13 protein-coding genes are annotated in these 17,614 nt (G+C 38.5%); 3 read left to right on the top strand and 10 right to left on the bottom strand.

The window, feature by feature from the left end:
- The first annotated feature begins 39 nt into the window (after positions 1–39).
- Positions 40–462, top strand: coding sequence for a hypothetical protein (locus tag PT278_RS03380; RefSeq protein WP_277130290.1), 423 nt, complete (start codon positions 40–42; stop codon positions 460–462).
- A gap of 118 nt (positions 463–580) precedes the next feature.
- Positions 581–2,608 carry a KUP/HAK/KT family potassium transporter gene (locus tag PT278_RS03375; protein WP_277130289.1) on the top strand — a complete coding sequence of 676 codons (2,028 nt, stop codon included), beginning with the start codon at positions 581–583 and terminating at the stop codon, positions 2,606–2,608.
- 531 nt (positions 2,609–3,139) lie between these two features.
- Here the strand turns inward: PT278_RS03375 and PT278_RS03370 are convergent.
- From PT278_RS03370 to arcA, 10 genes are all read right to left on the bottom strand, one after another.
- Complete coding sequence (locus tag PT278_RS03370) at positions 3,140–5,089, bottom strand: M13 family metallopeptidase (RefSeq protein ID WP_277130287.1); 1,950 nt, start codon at positions 5,087–5,089, stop codon at positions 3,140–3,142.
- A 90-nt stretch (positions 5,090–5,179) separates the two neighbouring features.
- Positions 5,180–6,400 (bottom strand): MFS transporter, encoded by a 1,221-nt coding sequence (locus tag PT278_RS03365; protein WP_277130285.1) that lies wholly within the window; start codon positions 6,398–6,400, stop codon positions 5,180–5,182.
- Positions 6,401–6,509: 109 nt separating this feature from the next.
- On the bottom strand, positions 6,510–7,784 hold the full coding sequence (locus tag PT278_RS03360) for a carboxylate--amine ligase (RefSeq protein ID WP_277130283.1): 1,275 nt from the start codon (positions 7,782–7,784) through the stop codon (positions 6,510–6,512).
- Between the two features lie 13 nt (positions 7,785–7,797).
- On the bottom strand, positions 7,798–9,747 hold the full coding sequence (asnB, locus tag PT278_RS03355) for an asparagine synthase (glutamine-hydrolyzing) (RefSeq protein ID WP_277130281.1): 1,950 nt from the start codon (positions 9,745–9,747) through the stop codon (positions 7,798–7,800).
- 108 nt (positions 9,748–9,855) lie between these two features.
- Positions 9,856–11,253, bottom strand: a complete 1,398-nt coding sequence (locus PT278_RS03350; RefSeq protein ID WP_277130279.1) for a metallophosphoesterase — start codon at positions 11,251–11,253, stop codon at positions 9,856–9,858.
- Between the two features lie 51 nt (positions 11,254–11,304).
- On the bottom strand, positions 11,305–11,790 hold the full coding sequence (locus PT278_RS03345; protein ID WP_277130277.1) for a hypothetical protein: 486 nt from the start codon (positions 11,788–11,790) through the stop codon (positions 11,305–11,307).
- 165 nt (positions 11,791–11,955) lie between these two features.
- Positions 11,956–12,897, bottom strand: coding sequence for a carbamate kinase (gene arcC, locus PT278_RS03340; RefSeq protein WP_277130275.1), 942 nt, complete (start codon positions 12,895–12,897; stop codon positions 11,956–11,958).
- A gap of 24 nt (positions 12,898–12,921) precedes the next feature.
- A complete protein-coding gene (locus PT278_RS03335) occupies positions 12,922–14,340 on the bottom strand; it encodes a basic amino acid/polyamine antiporter (RefSeq protein WP_277130273.1) in 1,419 nt (472 codons plus the stop codon).
- A gap of 111 nt (positions 14,341–14,451) precedes the next feature.
- Positions 14,452–15,492 carry an ornithine carbamoyltransferase gene (gene argF, locus PT278_RS03330; RefSeq protein ID WP_277130271.1) on the bottom strand — a complete coding sequence of 347 codons (1,041 nt, stop codon included), beginning with the start codon at positions 15,490–15,492 and terminating at the stop codon, positions 14,452–14,454.
- A gap of 27 nt (positions 15,493–15,519) precedes the next feature.
- On the bottom strand, positions 15,520–16,749 hold the full coding sequence (gene arcA / locus PT278_RS03325; RefSeq protein ID WP_277130269.1) for an arginine deiminase: 1,230 nt from the start codon (positions 16,747–16,749) through the stop codon (positions 15,520–15,522).
- Between the two features lie 165 nt (positions 16,750–16,914).
- On the opposite strand from arcA, the gene PT278_RS03320 reads away from it, so the two are divergent.
- On the top strand, positions 16,915–17,565 hold the full coding sequence (locus PT278_RS03320) for a GntR family transcriptional regulator (protein WP_277130267.1): 651 nt from the start codon (positions 16,915–16,917) through the stop codon (positions 17,563–17,565).
- Positions 17,566–17,614: the final 49 nt, after the last annotated feature.

The following is a 17,614-nucleotide window of genomic DNA, read 5'->3' as shown; positions in this document are numbered from 1 at the left end:
ACTTTCACGTGTCCTATTTTTATTAAAGGAGTGTCCGCATTGACTGAACAAGAAAATAACACTAAAGATACTGAACAAGAAAATGATGAACTTAAAGTTGTCATGCCAGATGCCAATTGGTCTACTATGACACAAGAAGAATTTGCTGAGCAGCCTGACTACTTGCAAGTCTTCACTGACTTCTACATTTCTCAATTCAATCAACGTGATTTGGAAATTATGGATCGTTACGATACTAATGCAAACATGGTTGATATCAACCACTATTTGCTTGATAATATCCATTTTTCACGGAAAGAATTAATCAGACACGCTTTGCAATATCATGCAAATAACTTCCAAAACCTGATTGACGAAATCGCCAAACAAGACGAAGTTGACCCAAGTAACATGACAACTTATACTGATTGGGACAATTGGTATGAAGATTGCCGCAATAAAATCGAAAATTCTTTGTCATAATTTACTTGTACTACAGCTAAAAAAAGAACACAATAGATACTTAACGAGAATGCCTTTTTGGACATTCTTTTTTACTTAAAAACAAATACTATTTTAGTCTATGGGAGTACAGATAACTATGGATCAAAAAAAGAAGCGAATTTCAGCCGCTGGGCTGTTAATTACAATTGGGATTGTTTACGGTGATATTGGGACTAGTCCCCTTTACGTAATGAAATCAATCCTAAATGGTAATGGCGGTATAGCTAATGTTAATCGCGAATTAATTTTAGGTTCAATCTCGTTGATTTTCTGGACGGTTACTTTACTAACAACTGTCAAATATGTAATGGTCGCGCTCAACGCAACTAACCGCGGTGAAGGTGGGATCTTCGCCCTTTATGCACTGGTACGCAAACGTGCCAAGTGGCTGGTTGTTCCAGCCTTAGTCGGTGGTGCGGCGCTTTTGGCTGACGGAACACTGACGCCAGCTGTAACGGTTACCACCTCAATCGAGGGGTTAAAAAACATGAAGTTTGGCTCGAGCATCCCCGTACCTAGCCAAACAATGGTTATTATTATTACCATCGTGATTTTGCTGCTGCTGTTCTCTATCCAAATGTTGGGTACCAGCAGTATCGGGAAGGCCTTTGGTCCTATCATGCTTGTCTGGTTCACCTTCTTGGGTGCAATCGGTATTCTCAACATGTCACATGACTGGTCAATTTTAGAGGCACTTAATCCATATTGGGCAATCAAAATTCTGTTTAGTCCGGCTAACAAAGTCGGGATCTTTATCTTAGGATCAATCTTCCTGGCAACTACTGGGGCTGAAGCGTTGTATTCAGATGTTGGTCATGTTGGTAAGGGTAATATTCGTGGTTCTTGGCCATATGTTTTCATTTGTTTAGCACTCAACTATCTAGGTCAAGGTGTTTGGATTTTACAAAATCCTAATTATCAAACTCACGGTACTGAACTAAATCCTTTCTTTGAAGCTGTTCCCGGCAATTTGCGATTATTTGCCATTATTTTGGCAACTATCGCCGCTATCATTGCTTCACAAGCCTTAATTACTGGTTCCTTTACCTTAGTTTCTGAAGCCAGCGGGTTAAAATTCCTGCCGCGCATGAATATTAATTATCCAACTACCGAGCACGGACAGATTTATATCCCATCAGTAAACAAGATGCTCTGTGTAGCCACAATCGCCATCGTTATTTTCTTCCAAACATCTGAACACATGGAAGCGGCCTATGGTCTGTCAATCACGGTAACAATGCTAATGACCACGCTTCTATTATTCGAATATTTGGGTAACAAAAAGACACCGCTGGTCTTGCGACTAAGCTTCTTATTAGTATTCGGCTTTATTGAGAGCATGTTCTTGATTTCTAGTTTGACCAAGTTCATGCGTGGTGGTTACGTAACTGTCTTAATTGCCGGCTTTATCGGCATTATCATGTTCATCTGGTACTTCGGCAACAAGGTACGCGACAAGCACGAAGGTGCCAATACTTATGTACGTCTTGACGAATTTACTGATATGTTAACCGACCTAAGTCATGACGATGACTTCCCTGTCTATGCCACCAACTTAGTTTACATGGCTAAGGTTAAGTACAATAAGTTCATTAAACGAGAAATTTTGTATTCAATTTTGGATAAACGGCCTAAGCGGGCACACGCTTATTGGTTTGTTTCAGTTAACATTACCAACGAACCATTCACTGCCAAGTATGCCGTCAACACTTATGACACAAAGAACGTGATTAACGTTCAATTGTTCCTCGGCTTCAAAAAGCAAACCAGTGTTAACGTCTACTTGCGGCAAATTGTCCACGACCTAATCAAGGACGGGACAATCGAAGCCCAACCACAGGAATACACCACAATGCCTGGACGTGAAGTTGGCGACTTCTCCTTCGTTATCGTTAACGATGTCGTTAGTCCATTAACAAAGCTTAAAGGCTTTGACAAGTGGATTGTTCAAGCACGGGTTTGGCTGCAAAACTTATCATCTAACCCTGCAACTTGGTTCGGTCTTGAATACACAGACACGGTGGTCGAACGTGTCCCACTGATCTTAGGCAAGCCTGAACGTAATTTACACATCAAGCGGGTAGCAACACGCGACTATTCTAATTTAAAAAACGAAGAAAATTAATATTTTAAACACAAAAAGTGCAGTAGCTTAATTGCTACTGCACTTTTTTCATATAGCTTTTTGTTTTGATTGTTAAAGCATTATTAAATATTGCTATTTTGTAGTAAAATACTACCAAGTTTAAAAAGAATATACTAAAAGTAGGCTAATCAGTGAAAAACGTAAAAAGAATTATTTTAGATATTTTTAAATTATTATCATTTTGGGCGCTATTTCCGGTGCTTTATTTTCTAGTTACCTGTATTAAATCTAAAATGTATCTGTCAATGTGTTTAGCATTGTTAATGCTCATAATCGATGTATCCCAATTTATAAAAGATTTAGCTGGAATATTAAAAAAAGACATACTGTAGAAAAGTAACATGGACCCCCGAAATTAGGACAATCTAATTTTTGGAGCCATTATGACTAATTATCTAAAAAAATAAAATTAAACGTTCTTTTTTAGTTATTTACTCGGTCAATTTTGAATACACAAAAGCCGTCAATCATATCATGAATGACAGCTTTTTATAAGTGTTTAATATTAAATTACCAAATATGAACTCGTTTGTCTGGATCAAGCCACATACCATCAGTTGGCTTCACGTCAAAGACCTTGTAGAAGTCATCTTGACATTGAATTTGAACATTAGCCCGCTCAGGACCCGGTGCATGAACATCAACAGCCGTTTGCGACTTGATTGATTCAGTCAATTGCTTGTTGGCCCAAATTCGAGCAAAGTTTTCAAACAATTTCTTCAAATCGTCGCCTTCATTTTTAGCAGCTTCAACTGCCGCTGTCAAACCACCCTGATCGGCAATATTCTCAGAAACAATTTGCTTACCATTCAACTTAACTGGACCGTATTCAATCCCGTCAAAGATGTCAATTTCAGCTTGTGTCCGCTTCTTAAATTCGGCGTAATCTTCGTCGGTCCACCAGTTAGTCATATTACCTAACTCGTCGAATTGCGCACCATTATTGTCAAAGGCATGCGAAACTTCGTGAGCGATTACTGTACCAATGCCACCAAAGTTAGTTGCGCGATCTTGCTTCAAATCATAAAATGGTGCCTGTAAAATGGCTGCTGGGAAAGTTAAGTCGTTTCTTTGTGGATCATAACAAGCATTAACCAAGTTCCCTGGCATTGCCCAAACTGTCCGATCAACTTCCTTATGCAATTGTTCAATATTATACTTTTGTTCTTCAACAGCAAAAGCACGACCATTTGAATAAAGGCTGCCGCCTTGACTGGCTGGGACAACTTGCAAACGATTGTAAATTTCTTCAATCTTGTCTGGATAGCCAATCTTTAATTCCAAAGCATCGAGCTTAACAACTGCCTTCTTCTTAGTTGCTTCTGAGAGCCAGCTATTATTTTGCAAGCGTTCTTCATAAACGGCCAGCATCCGGCGAATCATATCTTCAACGTCTTTTTTGGCATCAGCACCAAAGTAAGTCTGACCATAGTAAACACCAATAACTTCACTAAAAGCACCGTTGGCAATATGATAAGCCTGCTTTTCGCCTGATTGCAGTTGTGGTTGACCTGATAAAGCTTGACTAAACGGAAAGGCAGCTTCACGAAACTCTTGCGACAAGTCTGAAGCAGCATCGTTGATGAAGTTAACAATCATCCAACCCTTAATCTCATCAAAGTTGGACTTGTTGATGATTTCGTTAACGTGGTCAAGATAGCGTGGCTCCTCAACAATAATACGATCGGGTTCTTCACCAATAACTTCCTTTAAGTAGTACCCAATCTTAAAGTCTTCGAATTTAGCTTCAAAGTCTGCAATCTTCATTGGATTGTAGCAAGCTGGGTAATCAGCCCATTCTTCAGCTGACTTAACTACTTTGGCTAACTTAGCGTCAAACTTAATTGCATCTGCAGCGTATTTCTCAGCTTCAGCAGTTTCAACTCCTGCCATCTCTAGCAGCTTAACAGATTGCTTGCGCAAAGTTTCTAGTAATTCTGCCGCATCAGCAGTTTCATAAGTAGTTGTGTCCGGCAAAAATGTTCCAGGACCAGCAAAATTGAGCACGTTAATCTTGGTGTTCTTCATGTCTGGTTCAACACTTAAACTAAACGGAATTGACGCAAAAGTAGCCAAGTCTGGAGCGTTTAAATTATAATCAGAAAAATCTCTGATGCCTTCTAATAACTCTAAGTCCGACTTAATTGGTGCGGCACCATCTTCATTACGCTTGGTAAAGTCCTTAGCCAATTTATATAATTCGACAGCCTTATCCATATTAGGCACATCAGGAATAGCCTTTTTACCAGCAGCAAAATCTGCAAAATCAGCCATCAAATGCTTTTCAACATTAACATCGATGCCATCAAATGATGCCATTCGTGAACGGTCAGATGGAATTTCAGTTTTTTCTAACCATTCTGAGTTAACGGCAAGGTACATATTGTCTTGTGGTCTAGTGCCTACTTTAGGCTCAATAACATCGCCGCTGCCGCCGCGAACTGCAATATATTTTTTCATTCAAAAATCCTCCCTGATATTAAATTAAAATAAGTTAAATTAATAATATCATTTTAATTAAATAACTATTGTTAAAAAATATTTACAAAATTATTTGTACAGTGTCAGATGCTTCCGCAATTTAGCATGCAATGGGATTAGCAAAACAATCATCAAGAAAATCCCCACAGCTGCAATGATAAAGAACGGAATATAACCAGAACGGTCGATCACTAGACCACCAAATAATGGCCCAAATGCCTGCCCAATTCCACGAGCCACATTAATTGCCCCCTGATACTTTCCCTTGCTGGATAATGGCGACAAGTCATTGATGTAAGCTGGCACAGCCGGAAAGGCCGTGGCTTCACCAAAGGTCAAAATGAGCATTGAGAGCGCAAAATGCGCAAAATCACGAGCAAAGATTAAGGTCACAAAGGAAATGGCAAACATCAACGTGCCAAAAATAATCTGGTGGAACAAGTTTTTAAATAAATGTGGATAACGTGCCAAAACCACTTGGATAATCACAATTACCGCACCATTCAACGTCCAGAGCAAGCTGTACATATGAAATGGAATTCCCAGCGAGACCATGTAAACGGACAGGTTGGATTCCCAATTCATGTACATTAACCAAGTAACGGCTAGTGAGATTAAAAAGCCTATGGTGAGCATCATATTATACTTCGGCATTGCTTGTGACTTCGGCTTCTCGCCAGTCGCCACTGTTTTTGCCTGCCGCTGCTTATGAAAATTAATAATCGGTCGATAATTAATCGCGGCGTTAATTGCAGCAATCGCAAATAACGCTGCAGCCAAAATAAACAGGAATTCAATTGAGAAGTCATACAGGTAACCAACTAAGAGTGTACCCGTGACTGTCCCCACGTTTTGAGCAAAATAAATCAAATTAAAAACATAACGTCCCGGATACTTACGCAGGCTGGTCGCAATGGAATTAATCATCGTGCCATTCCAGCCACTAGTTAGCCCAGTTAACGTTAGCCAAATCCAGTAAGCAGGCCACCCATGGAAAAAGGCCATCAAAAATAAGATCGTCGCATCAAGCGATAATCCCACTACAATTAGCGGATACGGATTATAGCGGTCATAAAAGCGGCCCGCCACAATTGACCCGAGCACATTACCTGCACAATTGCAAAATAATACAACCCCAATCATTGAGAGGCTGATATGTAATTGCTTATTTAAATAGACAGAGGTCAGCGGCCAAACAAAGCTCGACCCAATCCACGTGGCCAATTCACCCAGCAGCAGCCAACGCAATTTAACTTCTGTTTCATTATTAGATCCATGTGTAAGTTTCATTTATTCAGTCCTTCCTATTTAAGTTCCAATTACCAGTGTAGCAAGAAGTATCAAAAAAGAACACCCCCATGCAATGAGGTGTTCCAAAAAAGTTTATTTATAATAATTTTTATTTTTGTGGTTTTTTCTCAAAGAATTGACCCTTGTTTACCTGATAAAACTTCTTATACCGGTCATAATAGTTATGGAACATGTACTTCATTAACAGCCAGCGCTTAAGATTACGGTCCTTATCATAAAAGACGGTGGTGCCGTAGCGGCCCTCATGAATTAATTCCTCAGCAGCCTTCTTAGCTTCATTATCAGCAGCATATTCCTTAAAAATTTTCACTGGAACTCCCAGCCACAGAACGTGCTTGGATTTTAACTTATTACCATAAACAGTTGGCTGTTCCTTCAAACTGTCATAAACGTAATCATCAACGTACCACTTAGCTAAGTTATAGCCGTTTAATGTGACATAAAAGCTAGAGCGGCCCTGACGCAAGTTAATTTCGAAGAACTTATACTGGCCATCACGACTATCATACTTAATATCAAAGTTGGCCATCCCGGTATAATTGATCTTTTCTAAGAAAGTCTCAACTTGCTCATACAACTTTTCATTATATTCCGGCAAAATCGCCATGTAATTACCAATTGATTGCGGTGTTGGGTCTTCCAGCAGTGGGTGTCCCATACACATCATCTTAATATGATGGTCTTTATCAACATAAGCATTCAACACCCGCATGTTAGAATCATCACCAGGAATGAAGTCCTGCAAAATCAGGTCAGCCTGATAGCCGTTGCCGTAGATTTTACCAACAATATCTTTTAATTCAGCTTCATCATGAATTGTGAAGGCTTTTTTGCGGCCTTCAAAGTGAACATCAAGCCAAGAAACAGGGTCCTCTGGCTTTAATTCAACAGGATAGTTGAATGGCAGGTTTAAATAATCCTCAGCCTGAAAGTCAGCCATCGTAACAATCTTAGTCTTAGGGTACGGCAAGCCATATTCTTCCGCAATTTGGTAGAAGCCTTCCTTAGAAATCAGCTTTTCAAGCAGATCATAGTCAATATAAGGAACGACAAACACGTCTTGCAATTCATCCTTGTGCTTAGCTAATAATTCAGCGTAGCCATCCCCACAAGCAATCAAAATTACTGGTTCCTGATGATCCTTGTAAAGCTTCATCTGCTCACGCATAACTGTCATAAAGGTTGGATCTTCACTAAAGCCGTGGTGCAATTCAACTTGGACTATCTTAGAATAACGCGTTGCCGCAAGCTGACTATCAGCCAGAGCCTTAACCTTAATACCATAAGCTTGATTAAACGAGCGCGCCATGCCATAGACATTAATGTCGCTACCCAATAAAATTGGCGTAAAATCTTGATTCATTATCTTGCTCCTATTAAACCAGCTTGCCTTGTTCGATCAAGCTAGCTACTTCCGGCTGAACGTGTTGGTACTTAGCAACCGTGCCCTCATAATCAACAAAGAATAACTTATACCAAACAAGGAAGGTATAAATTGTCCAAATTTGCCGACGGTGAGAACCATCACCATTGAAGTTTTCATCGAGTAATTGCAAAATCTTGTCTTGTTCAAAAATATCACTGACAAAATCTTCACTGAACATGTCCCGAACTTGCTTGTCAAAACGCGGTTCCTGCAGCCATTCCTTGATTGGCGTTGGGAAGCCTAATTTTGGCCGTTTAGCCCATTCATCCGGCAAAACTCGCTCTGAAGCCTTACGTAAAGCATACTTAGTATCATGCTTATTGACCAAATATTCAGTTGGAATTGAGTTTGCTCGTTCAGCAATCTTGCGGTCAAGGTACGGTACCCGCAATTCTAGTGAGTGCGCCATTGAAATCTTGTCCGCCTTTTGCTCAATATCATTTAACATAAAGTGGTGCAGGTCAATGTACTGCATTTGCCGAACATTATCAAGATCCTTAACCTTCTTAAAGTCGGATTGGTAGATACTGTTAACTGTCAACTTATTACGGTATGACGGCTTCAAGATACCGTTAGCATCTTCAGAAGTGAAAATCGTTGGGTAATCCATATCGTAAATCACAGATTGACCAACGTAAAATTCGCTTGGTTCAGCTAGGTTAGTGTACAAGTGCACCTTACCTGGGAAGTTAGGCATCTTCTTAATCTTATGTGCCAACTTAACCTTTGTCTTTTTCGGCAATTTAGTTAGTTGTGACGTAAAGACCTTAATCACATTGTTATGCGTGTGCATGCCGTAATTGACATAGCCGGCAAACAACTCGTCAGCACCTTCACCTGATAGAGCAACTGTGACGTGCTTGCGCGCCATCTTGCACAAGTACCAGAGCGGAATAATTGACGGGTTCGCATCCGGCTCGTCCATGTGGTATTGCATTTCAGGAAAGTCATGCATCGCTTCATCCGACTTTACTTTGTCAGAGAAGAACTTCCAACCCTTAATGTCAGCTAAAGCCTTTGCCTTTGAGGCTTCATCATAAGTGGCATCGTCAAATGAAATTGAGAAAACATCATCAGGATCTAAGATACTAGTGATATAACTAGAATCAACACCTTCTGACAAGAAAGCACCAACCGGAACATCAGCAATACGGTATAAATCAACCGTTTCTTTTAGGTCATCATCAATCTTTTTAACGGTTTCTTCAAAGCTCAAATTGTTAGCCTTGTATTCGGCATCCCAATATTGGTGCATTTTCATCTTGCCGTCTTGATATTCAAACCAATGACCAGCTGGGAAGCGGTGAATGCCCTTAAAGAATGTTTCATTAAGGTCATTGTACTGGTTCATTAAGTATGGCTTAACAGCTTCCGTGTTTAACCGGCGCTTAAACCCTGGGAAAGCCAAGAAACTCTTGAGCTCTGAACCGATAAGCAAATGACCGTCTTCATCACTATAATATAACGGCTTAATTCCAAAGAAATCACGGGCACCATACAATGTTTGGGTATTATCATCCCAAATAGCGAAGGCAAACATCCCGCGCACGCGCTTGAGCAAGCCATCCATGCCCCATTCTTCAAAACCGTGCAACAAGACTTCTGTATCAGTTTCAGTAGTAAAAGTATGCCCAGCGGCAACTAATTCTTCTCTTAATGGTTGAAAATTGTAAATTTCACCGTTAAAAATAATTGCTCGGGTATTATCTTCGTTAAAGATTGGTTGGCTACCACCGCGCAAATCAATAATTGATAATCTTCTAAAGCCCAAGGCTACCTTATCATTGGTATACATCCCATCAGAATCTGGGCCTCTGTGTTTAATCGTTGCCATCATTTTACCAATGGCTTTTTGTTTGTCATTTATTTCTGGATCATAAAATGCGACAATTCCGCACATAGTTTATCTTCCCTTAATTAGTTTTATTAATCTATTAAATTCTTCATATTAACTGTTTCATTATATGCTAAAAGCCGGACAATTACCAAACTGTCCAGCTTAATTTTACTAAATATAAAAGATTCTGCGCTTAGAGGCAGCACCATACCCAAAAACTTGGATAACGTGGCGGTGTGAATCAACATTGACAATGTAACCAGCAAATTCAGTATGGTGGTCAATCTGCCGATTCCAATTTTTATTATACTTAGTCGTCAACACATGATTAGGTCCCATCAACGCCGAGCAGTTAAACAAGATATACTGGATACCATTAATCCGATATTGGTCTTCACGGTGGCGGTGACCGCAGAAATAGGCAATAATGCGCGCATTTTTAATATTAGTAAAGTCAAAATCATTCGCCAGCCGAAATTCCGGTGGAATGCCGCGGCTGGAATGCATCTGCCCTTTTTCACGTTGGTTAAACGCAACAAGGAGTTCATGTAGAGACCGGCCGTTATACTTTAGGGCATTAGTTCCCTTACGATTAATCGGGTTAGCATGACTCATCAAGATGATCTTTTTGTTCGATGATTGCTCTAAAATCTCAATAATCTCTTCAATTTGGTCTTCTCTGACGGCTAACGTGATTTTGGTGTCGTATTTTTTCTGACCCTGGGCATCAAGTTCATAAGGTACATCAGAAGTATTAACGGAAATAAAGCGGACATCATCAACATCGTAGTAACAAACGCCATGCTGACGCGAAATATAATGAATGTCCCGTTGAGCATACATGCTCGGCCACATGATGCTTTCAAATTCATTTTCGGGGAACGATGCTTTTAAATCATGATGCTCATCAAACTTATCGTTTTCATCATGATTACCCTTAATCATGATTGTCGGAACGCGATCAGAGACAAAGGAATCGCGCAGCTTCATCAATTCGCTCTCACTTAAAAAGCCGGCGTCTGAACCATCAATCCAATCACCTAAGTGAACCTTTAGGTTAAGTAAGCCAGAATCATCAAGATAGGAAAATTCATTAACGTGTGTTAACCCATTCCAACCATAAAAATCACTGCTATTGCGATCTTTATAATGCGTATCAGAAATCACACTGACATTAACGGAATTTTCACCTTGTCTGACGTGATCGTGAACCCGATCAATAAATTGGTCGAGGTATTGCTCGGTTACATAGCGGCGGCCGGTCTTTTTATTGGCAAAAGCACGATAACAGCCAAGCTCCTCGTTAAATTCACGCACATATTCTGGCGCCAATTTTTCCGTGCTTTCCAAGCTGAGTGCCTGATGTAAAACACCATTTTCATCTTTATACACAGTCAAATTATACGGCTGACCTCCTGGTGTTCCTTGCCCACCGTCAACTTGATATTCACCGACTGTCATATATTCTTGCATCGGGTCAAGTGAGGCGTCCTTTTTCTTAAACGCAGCTCGCTTTTTCACACCAATTAAACGATCAAATAATCCTTCTGCATGCTTAAACACATTCATGATTTTGGCCCCTAACAAAAAAGCTGGACCAATAATAGTCCAGCTTAAAAATTATGCATTTTCTGCCAAAGCATGTGCTGCCAAGCCAATTGACAAAACAGCATCCTTTGACAATACCCCTTGTAATCCCTTAAAAGCGATTGCTTGAACCGCGCTAATTACTTTAAGACTATATGCAACTACATGATAATCAACTGTACTGTTATAAAAATCATCCTCATAAGGATCTTCATGGTTATATGTCAGATTAATTTCATCCTTATCCACAAAACCATCCACATGATTAGTTAAAATACGGTCATGCAAGTCCGTCAACTTCTCCGACAATTTAATCAAAGTCAACTTATGATCGCTTTCGGTCTCATAATATTGCTCTTGCGTCATGTCAAAGTATTCTTTAACTGGCTTGTTTAAGATGTGTAGACTATCGATTGCACGATATACAGCCTCGGCATCAAAGTCTCGTTCCTTATTCAAAATTTCTTCTTGGTTTGCGGCCAAGTCATCGGCCAAAGTAATTGTCTCTAACTTATCCATGGTATCCTCCTAAAGTTCAACTTATATTATACCAAAAACAGCGGTTAAGGAAGCTATTTTGTTACTTTTTAACTTAAAACCAAAAGTTTAAAAATCTTGCTTTATAAAAAGACTTTACCTTAACAAAAATAAAACTTAGCTTGAAAATGCATCAGCAATAATAGTTTATAATTCAATAACTGTTCCAGTGTTGCCAGCAATAATCTCGTTGACATTATCCAAAGAACCAATAATTGCCTTCTTACCTGTATTTTTAACAAAAGTTAAAGCAGCTTGAACCTTCGGCAACATACTTCCAGCTGCAAATTGATCTTCAGCAATATAGCCTTCTAATTCTTTAACGTTTGTCTTAGTCAAGCACTCTTGATCCGGTTTACCAAAATTAATGCACACACCATCAACAGCAGTTAAAATAATCAACTCATCTGCAGATACTAATTCTGCAACCTTTGCCGCACTAAAGTCTTTGTCAATAACTGCTTCTTTACCGGTGAAATGAGTGCCATCTTTTACCACTGGAATACCGCCACCACCAGAAACGATTGGTACGATCCCATTAGCAATCATCTTTTGAATTGCACCGATTTCTTTAATTGCTTGAGGTTTAGGAGACGGTACAACCCGACGATAACCACGACCGGAATCTTCAACAAGCGTCCAATCTGGATATATTTTCTTCACATCGTCAGCTTCTTCTTTAGAATAGAAGGGGCCAATTGGTTTAGATGGTTTTTCAAAAGCAGGATCGTCACCATTAACAATTGTTTGCGTTACAACTGTAACTATATCTTTGTCAATGTTATTTTTAGCTGTTTCTTCTTGCAGTGCATTTTGGAACCAATAACCGATGCTTCCTTCTGTCATTGCTCCCACAGTATCTAATGGCATTGCCGGATTTTTTTCGCTGTTTGCGGCTAATTGTTGCAATAACAAGTTCCCGACTTGTGGACCATTTCCATGAGTAATAATTAATTCATCCCCATTTTTGATGAAATTAACTAATGCACTTGCTGTTTTTTTAACTGCTTCTTGTTGTGCTTGCGCAGTAGGATCTTTAGATAAAATTGCATTACCACCCAAAGCTACTACGATTCTATTGTTTGCCATATATTATTCTCCTAATAATAAGTTTTATCCGATCTTGATCGTACCGTTAATAATTAAGCCGATTGTAACAATTGCTAATATTAAAATTATGCCCATTACAATCTTTTCTTTAACACTAATCTTGTGTCCGTATTCTTTACATGCTACCCAGTAGAAATAAAAACCAGGCAAATAAGCGATTGTAGTCATCATTACTTGTTGCCAGCCAGCTAATACCATTGCAAGTAATTGAAAGCCAGCTGCAATTACACCAATAAATAATTGTCCCCACTCACCATTTTTATATGAATACTTAACTTGGTAAACGCCAACCAATAAATAACTCAATAAAATAGCGGCTGTTGCTAAAGTATAAGCAAAGTTATATGCATAGTTAGTTGCTAGTAATGTAAACAAAAATAATGTTTGCAGAATTCCTGTAATAACCAATGAAATAGTTGGTGCTTTCTTTGAATTAAGCTTGCCCCAATATGAAGGTAATTCATGATCTTTTGCCATTAAAGTTGTTGTCTCTGCTGGCAGCATTGTCCATGAAAGCCAGGCACCTAATGTCGAAATAATAACGCCAATATTAATAAAAATTGCGCCCCATTCACCAACAACATGTTTTAAAATGTTGGCCATTGCTGGTTGTTTAATTGTTGCCAATTGCGCTTGCGTTAAAACACCATAGGGTAAGATTGATGCGAAAACATAAACAATAATTAAAGTTGCTAAACCCATAATAGTAGCAGCTTGAGCATCTGAACGTTTTTTAGCTCGATTAGCTAAAACACTGGCGCCTTCAATCCCGATAAAGACCCACATGATAATCATGATACTCTGCTTCATCTGACCGAATACGCTAATTACCTTACCGCCATGTAAAACATTATTTGCAACATTACCCCAAAAGTCGGCTGTAAAGACACCAGCTTTAAAACTAACTGCAACAATAATCATAAATACAACTAGTGGCACTAACTTGCAAATAGTAACAATCGTATTAACAAAGCTTGCACTTTCGACACCATTGTTTACTAATAAACTTAGACCCCAAACAAAAATAATTGCACAAAGGATTGATGGTAAGTTCTGACCACCCTTAAATATTGGAATAAAGTAACCAATTGCGCTCATTAGCATTGTCGCAAAGGCAATATTACCTAACCAAGCTGAAAGCCAATACCCCCAGCCACTCAAGAAACCACCCAAAGGTCCAAAAGCGGCCTTAGCATAACTAAAAATACCGGAATCTAGTTCTGGACGCTTTTTTGACAAGTTATTAAGTGACAATACTAATGCGTATATACCAATACCACAAAATAGCCATGATAATAATGCTGGGCCTGGTGCTGCAGCATTAGCCATATCGCTGGTAATACCAAATATCCCCGTACCGATTGATGAACTAACAATCAGCGCTGTTAACCCAAATTTGCTAATTCCATCTTCTTTATCCATTTTCAACCTTCTTACATTCCTTAATAAAAAAAGCAGCTGTTTTACTAAAGATTTCTTAAGCAAACCGCTACTTTTTGTAAACATATAAAAGAGATATTTATAAGTTGTTAATTAAACTTCAGGTATAAACAAGTTGCCTAATGTTGCAGCCATTATTGCCTTAATACCATGTTTACGGTTTTCTCCTTCTTCAAAGACGCGAGAATATTTACTGCGGAATACTTCATCAGTAACTTCCATTTCAGTAATGCCGTATTTTTCACTGATTTCTTGACCATAATCCGTATTAGTATCATGGAAAGCTGGCAAACAATGTAAGAAAATCAATTCGTCATCTGGGGTGCCAGTCTTTTTCATCATGTCCATATTTACTTGATATGGCTTCAATAATTTAACACGTTCTTCCCAGTTGGATTCACCCATAGAAACCCAAACATCAGTGTAGATTGCGTTTGATCCCTTAACACCCTTATCAATGTCATCAGTAATCAGAATTTCAGAACCACTTTGTTCTGCATACTTTTTAGCAATATCAACATGCTTTTGTGATGGGAATAACTCTTTAGGTGCAACAATATGAATATTAACACCCATCATTGAGCAGCCGACTAACAAAGAATTACCCATGTTATTGTGGCCATCACCAACATAAGTTAAAGTTAGACCCTTAAGGTGACCAAAGTTTTCCTTCAAAGTCATCAAGTCAGGAATAATTTGGGTTGGGTGCCATTCATCAGTCAAACCATTCCAAACAGGAACACCTGAGTACTTAGCTAACCCTTCAACAGTTGATTGTTTAAAGCCTCTGAATTCAATACCATCAAACATACTACCTAAAATTTTAGCAGTATCTTCAACTGATTCTTTCTTTCCTAAGTGAATCTCATCTTTACCTAAGTAGTCAGCATTTGCTCCTAATTCAGCAGCAGCTGTCACAAAGGAAGAACGAGTTCTAGTTGATGCTTTTTCAAAAATCAAAGCGATATTCTTTCCTTCAAGATAGCGATGAGGAATATTATTCCGCTTAAGATATTTTAGGTGCAAACCAAAATCAATTAAATAATTCATCTCAGCAGGGGTCATTGAAGTTTCTGCCAAAATGCTTCTGCCTTGAAATACGTTAGATTCCTTACCGTTAAATCTCTTATCCATTACTTAAATTCTCCAAATTCTATAATTTTAAATATCTTCTCTGACAATTGGCATTGACATACATCTTGGACCGCCACGACCGCGTGATAATTCACTTGAACGAATTTCGTGAACTAAGATTCCATGTTTGCGTAATAAATCATTTGAAACGTAATTACGGTTATAAGTAACTACCTCACCTGGGGCAATAGCCAAAGTGTTTGAGCCATCATTCCATTGTTCTCTTGGAGCAACAATTGGATCGCCATTACCAGTAGGAATTAGATCAATCTCTGATTGGTTTAATACTTTCTTCAAAACCGAAGTAATGTCATCATGATATTCGACCTTAATTTCATCGTTTTTGTCTGGTGTTAAAACATAAACATCGAGCTTACCGTTATCCTTCAAAATGGCCGGATGAACAGTAAATTGATCGTAATTAATCATCGTAAAGACTGTATCAAGGTGCATCATTGCGTGATTATGAGGGATTCGAATTGCCAGAACTGTATCAAAGTCTGAATCTTTAAATAAATTGTGTGCAATATCTTCAATTGCTTTAGCTGAAGTTCTTTGAGAGACACCAATTGCTAGAACATGATTACTCAGAACCAGTTCGTCGCCGCCTTCGATTCGGCTATCATGATTCCGATTACGCCAAACATGAATGCCCTGATCCTTAAAGCGTGGATGATAATTAATAATGTATTGCATAAACAATGATTCACGTTGCCGAGCTGGGAATGTCATATGGTTAATTGATAAACCATTACCAATAGCAGCAGCAGGGTCTCTAGTAAAGTAAGTGTTTGGCATTGGATCCATCAAGAATGGGTCATCAGCATCTTCTGCTAATTCGCCCAAAGATTTCAAATCAACGTCAACCTCATTTTTACGAACACCAGCAATAATCTTGTCAACCATGTCTTGGTCATTTAAATCAAGCAGGTAATCTTTTAGAGCTTCATAAACTGAACCCTTTGTATGACCTGATTCCTTAAGCATTTGATCCAAAAATTGATTCTTTACTTTTTCATCTGCTAAAGACTGAGCAGCTAATTGCTCCATGTACAATACTTCTGTACCATTAGCTCTTAACGTATTTGCAAAGTCATCGTGTTCTTCCTGAGCAATTGGCAGATAAGGAATATCATCAAACAATAATCGTTCCATCGTGTCAGGTGTAATATTCTCAACTTCATGATTTGGTCGTTTGAGAATAACTGTCTTTAATTTTCCAATTTCTGAAGTTATGTGAATTGCTGAATTTTTCATCAAAACCACTCCTTTTCTATTTTCAATTGAAGTGCACTTTCAACACGTTAGATATTAACCACATTTGCAAACGCTGTCAAACACTTTTTTTAAAAAATGTACCGCAATTTACACTTTTTAAAGGTCGCAAAAGTGTATTATAATCAGGTTCGGAGGTATTTTTTTATGACAACAAAAAAGTTTTCACCGAAGGACAAAGTTTATAACTATCTTGCTCAGCAATTAACATTGGGAAAAATAAATCGTAATGACCATATCACTGAGCAATCACTAACAACTCAACTAGGAATGAGTAGAACTCCAATTAGAGAAGCACTACTAGAACTTTCGATGGACAATATTCTGGAACGTATTCCCAATAAGGGCTTCAGAGTACGGTACTACACTAAAAAAGATATTCGCGAGTTATACACTTTAATTGGCTTACTTGATGGCAAAGTTGCAGAACTAACAATCGATAAGTTAACTGAATCTGATTATTCGCTAATGCAATTTTACGTTGACAGTATGACCTCAGCTATCAAAAATTCTTTGTATACAAAATACAATGAGCTGCAGGATCAATTTCATGCCATTTATTTAGATAAATGCTCCAATACCTTGCTTACAAACGAACTACTTAATAAGAAGAAAAGTTTTATTGGTAAAGACTACGCCCATTTATCTTCTACAGAAATAACCAATCTATTAACCCAAACCAATAACGAGCATCAACATATTTATTATTTATTCAAAAAGCACAAAATCGATGAATTACGTAAGTACTTAGAAGAAGTACATTGGAATCCAGACAATTCTCGTTACGATATATCATAGATATATAATAGGAAGGAAAAATAAAAAAATATTTTTTCTTCCTATTATA

Origin of the sequence: Lactobacillus sp. ESL0703 (assembly GCF_029433435.1) — a bacterium.
In the GTDB taxonomy this organism is placed as follows: domain Bacteria; phylum Bacillota; class Bacilli; order Lactobacillales; family Lactobacillaceae; genus Lactobacillus.
The sequence above is the reverse complement of the archived record's forward strand: the minus strand, read 5'-3'. Positions and strand labels throughout refer to the sequence as shown.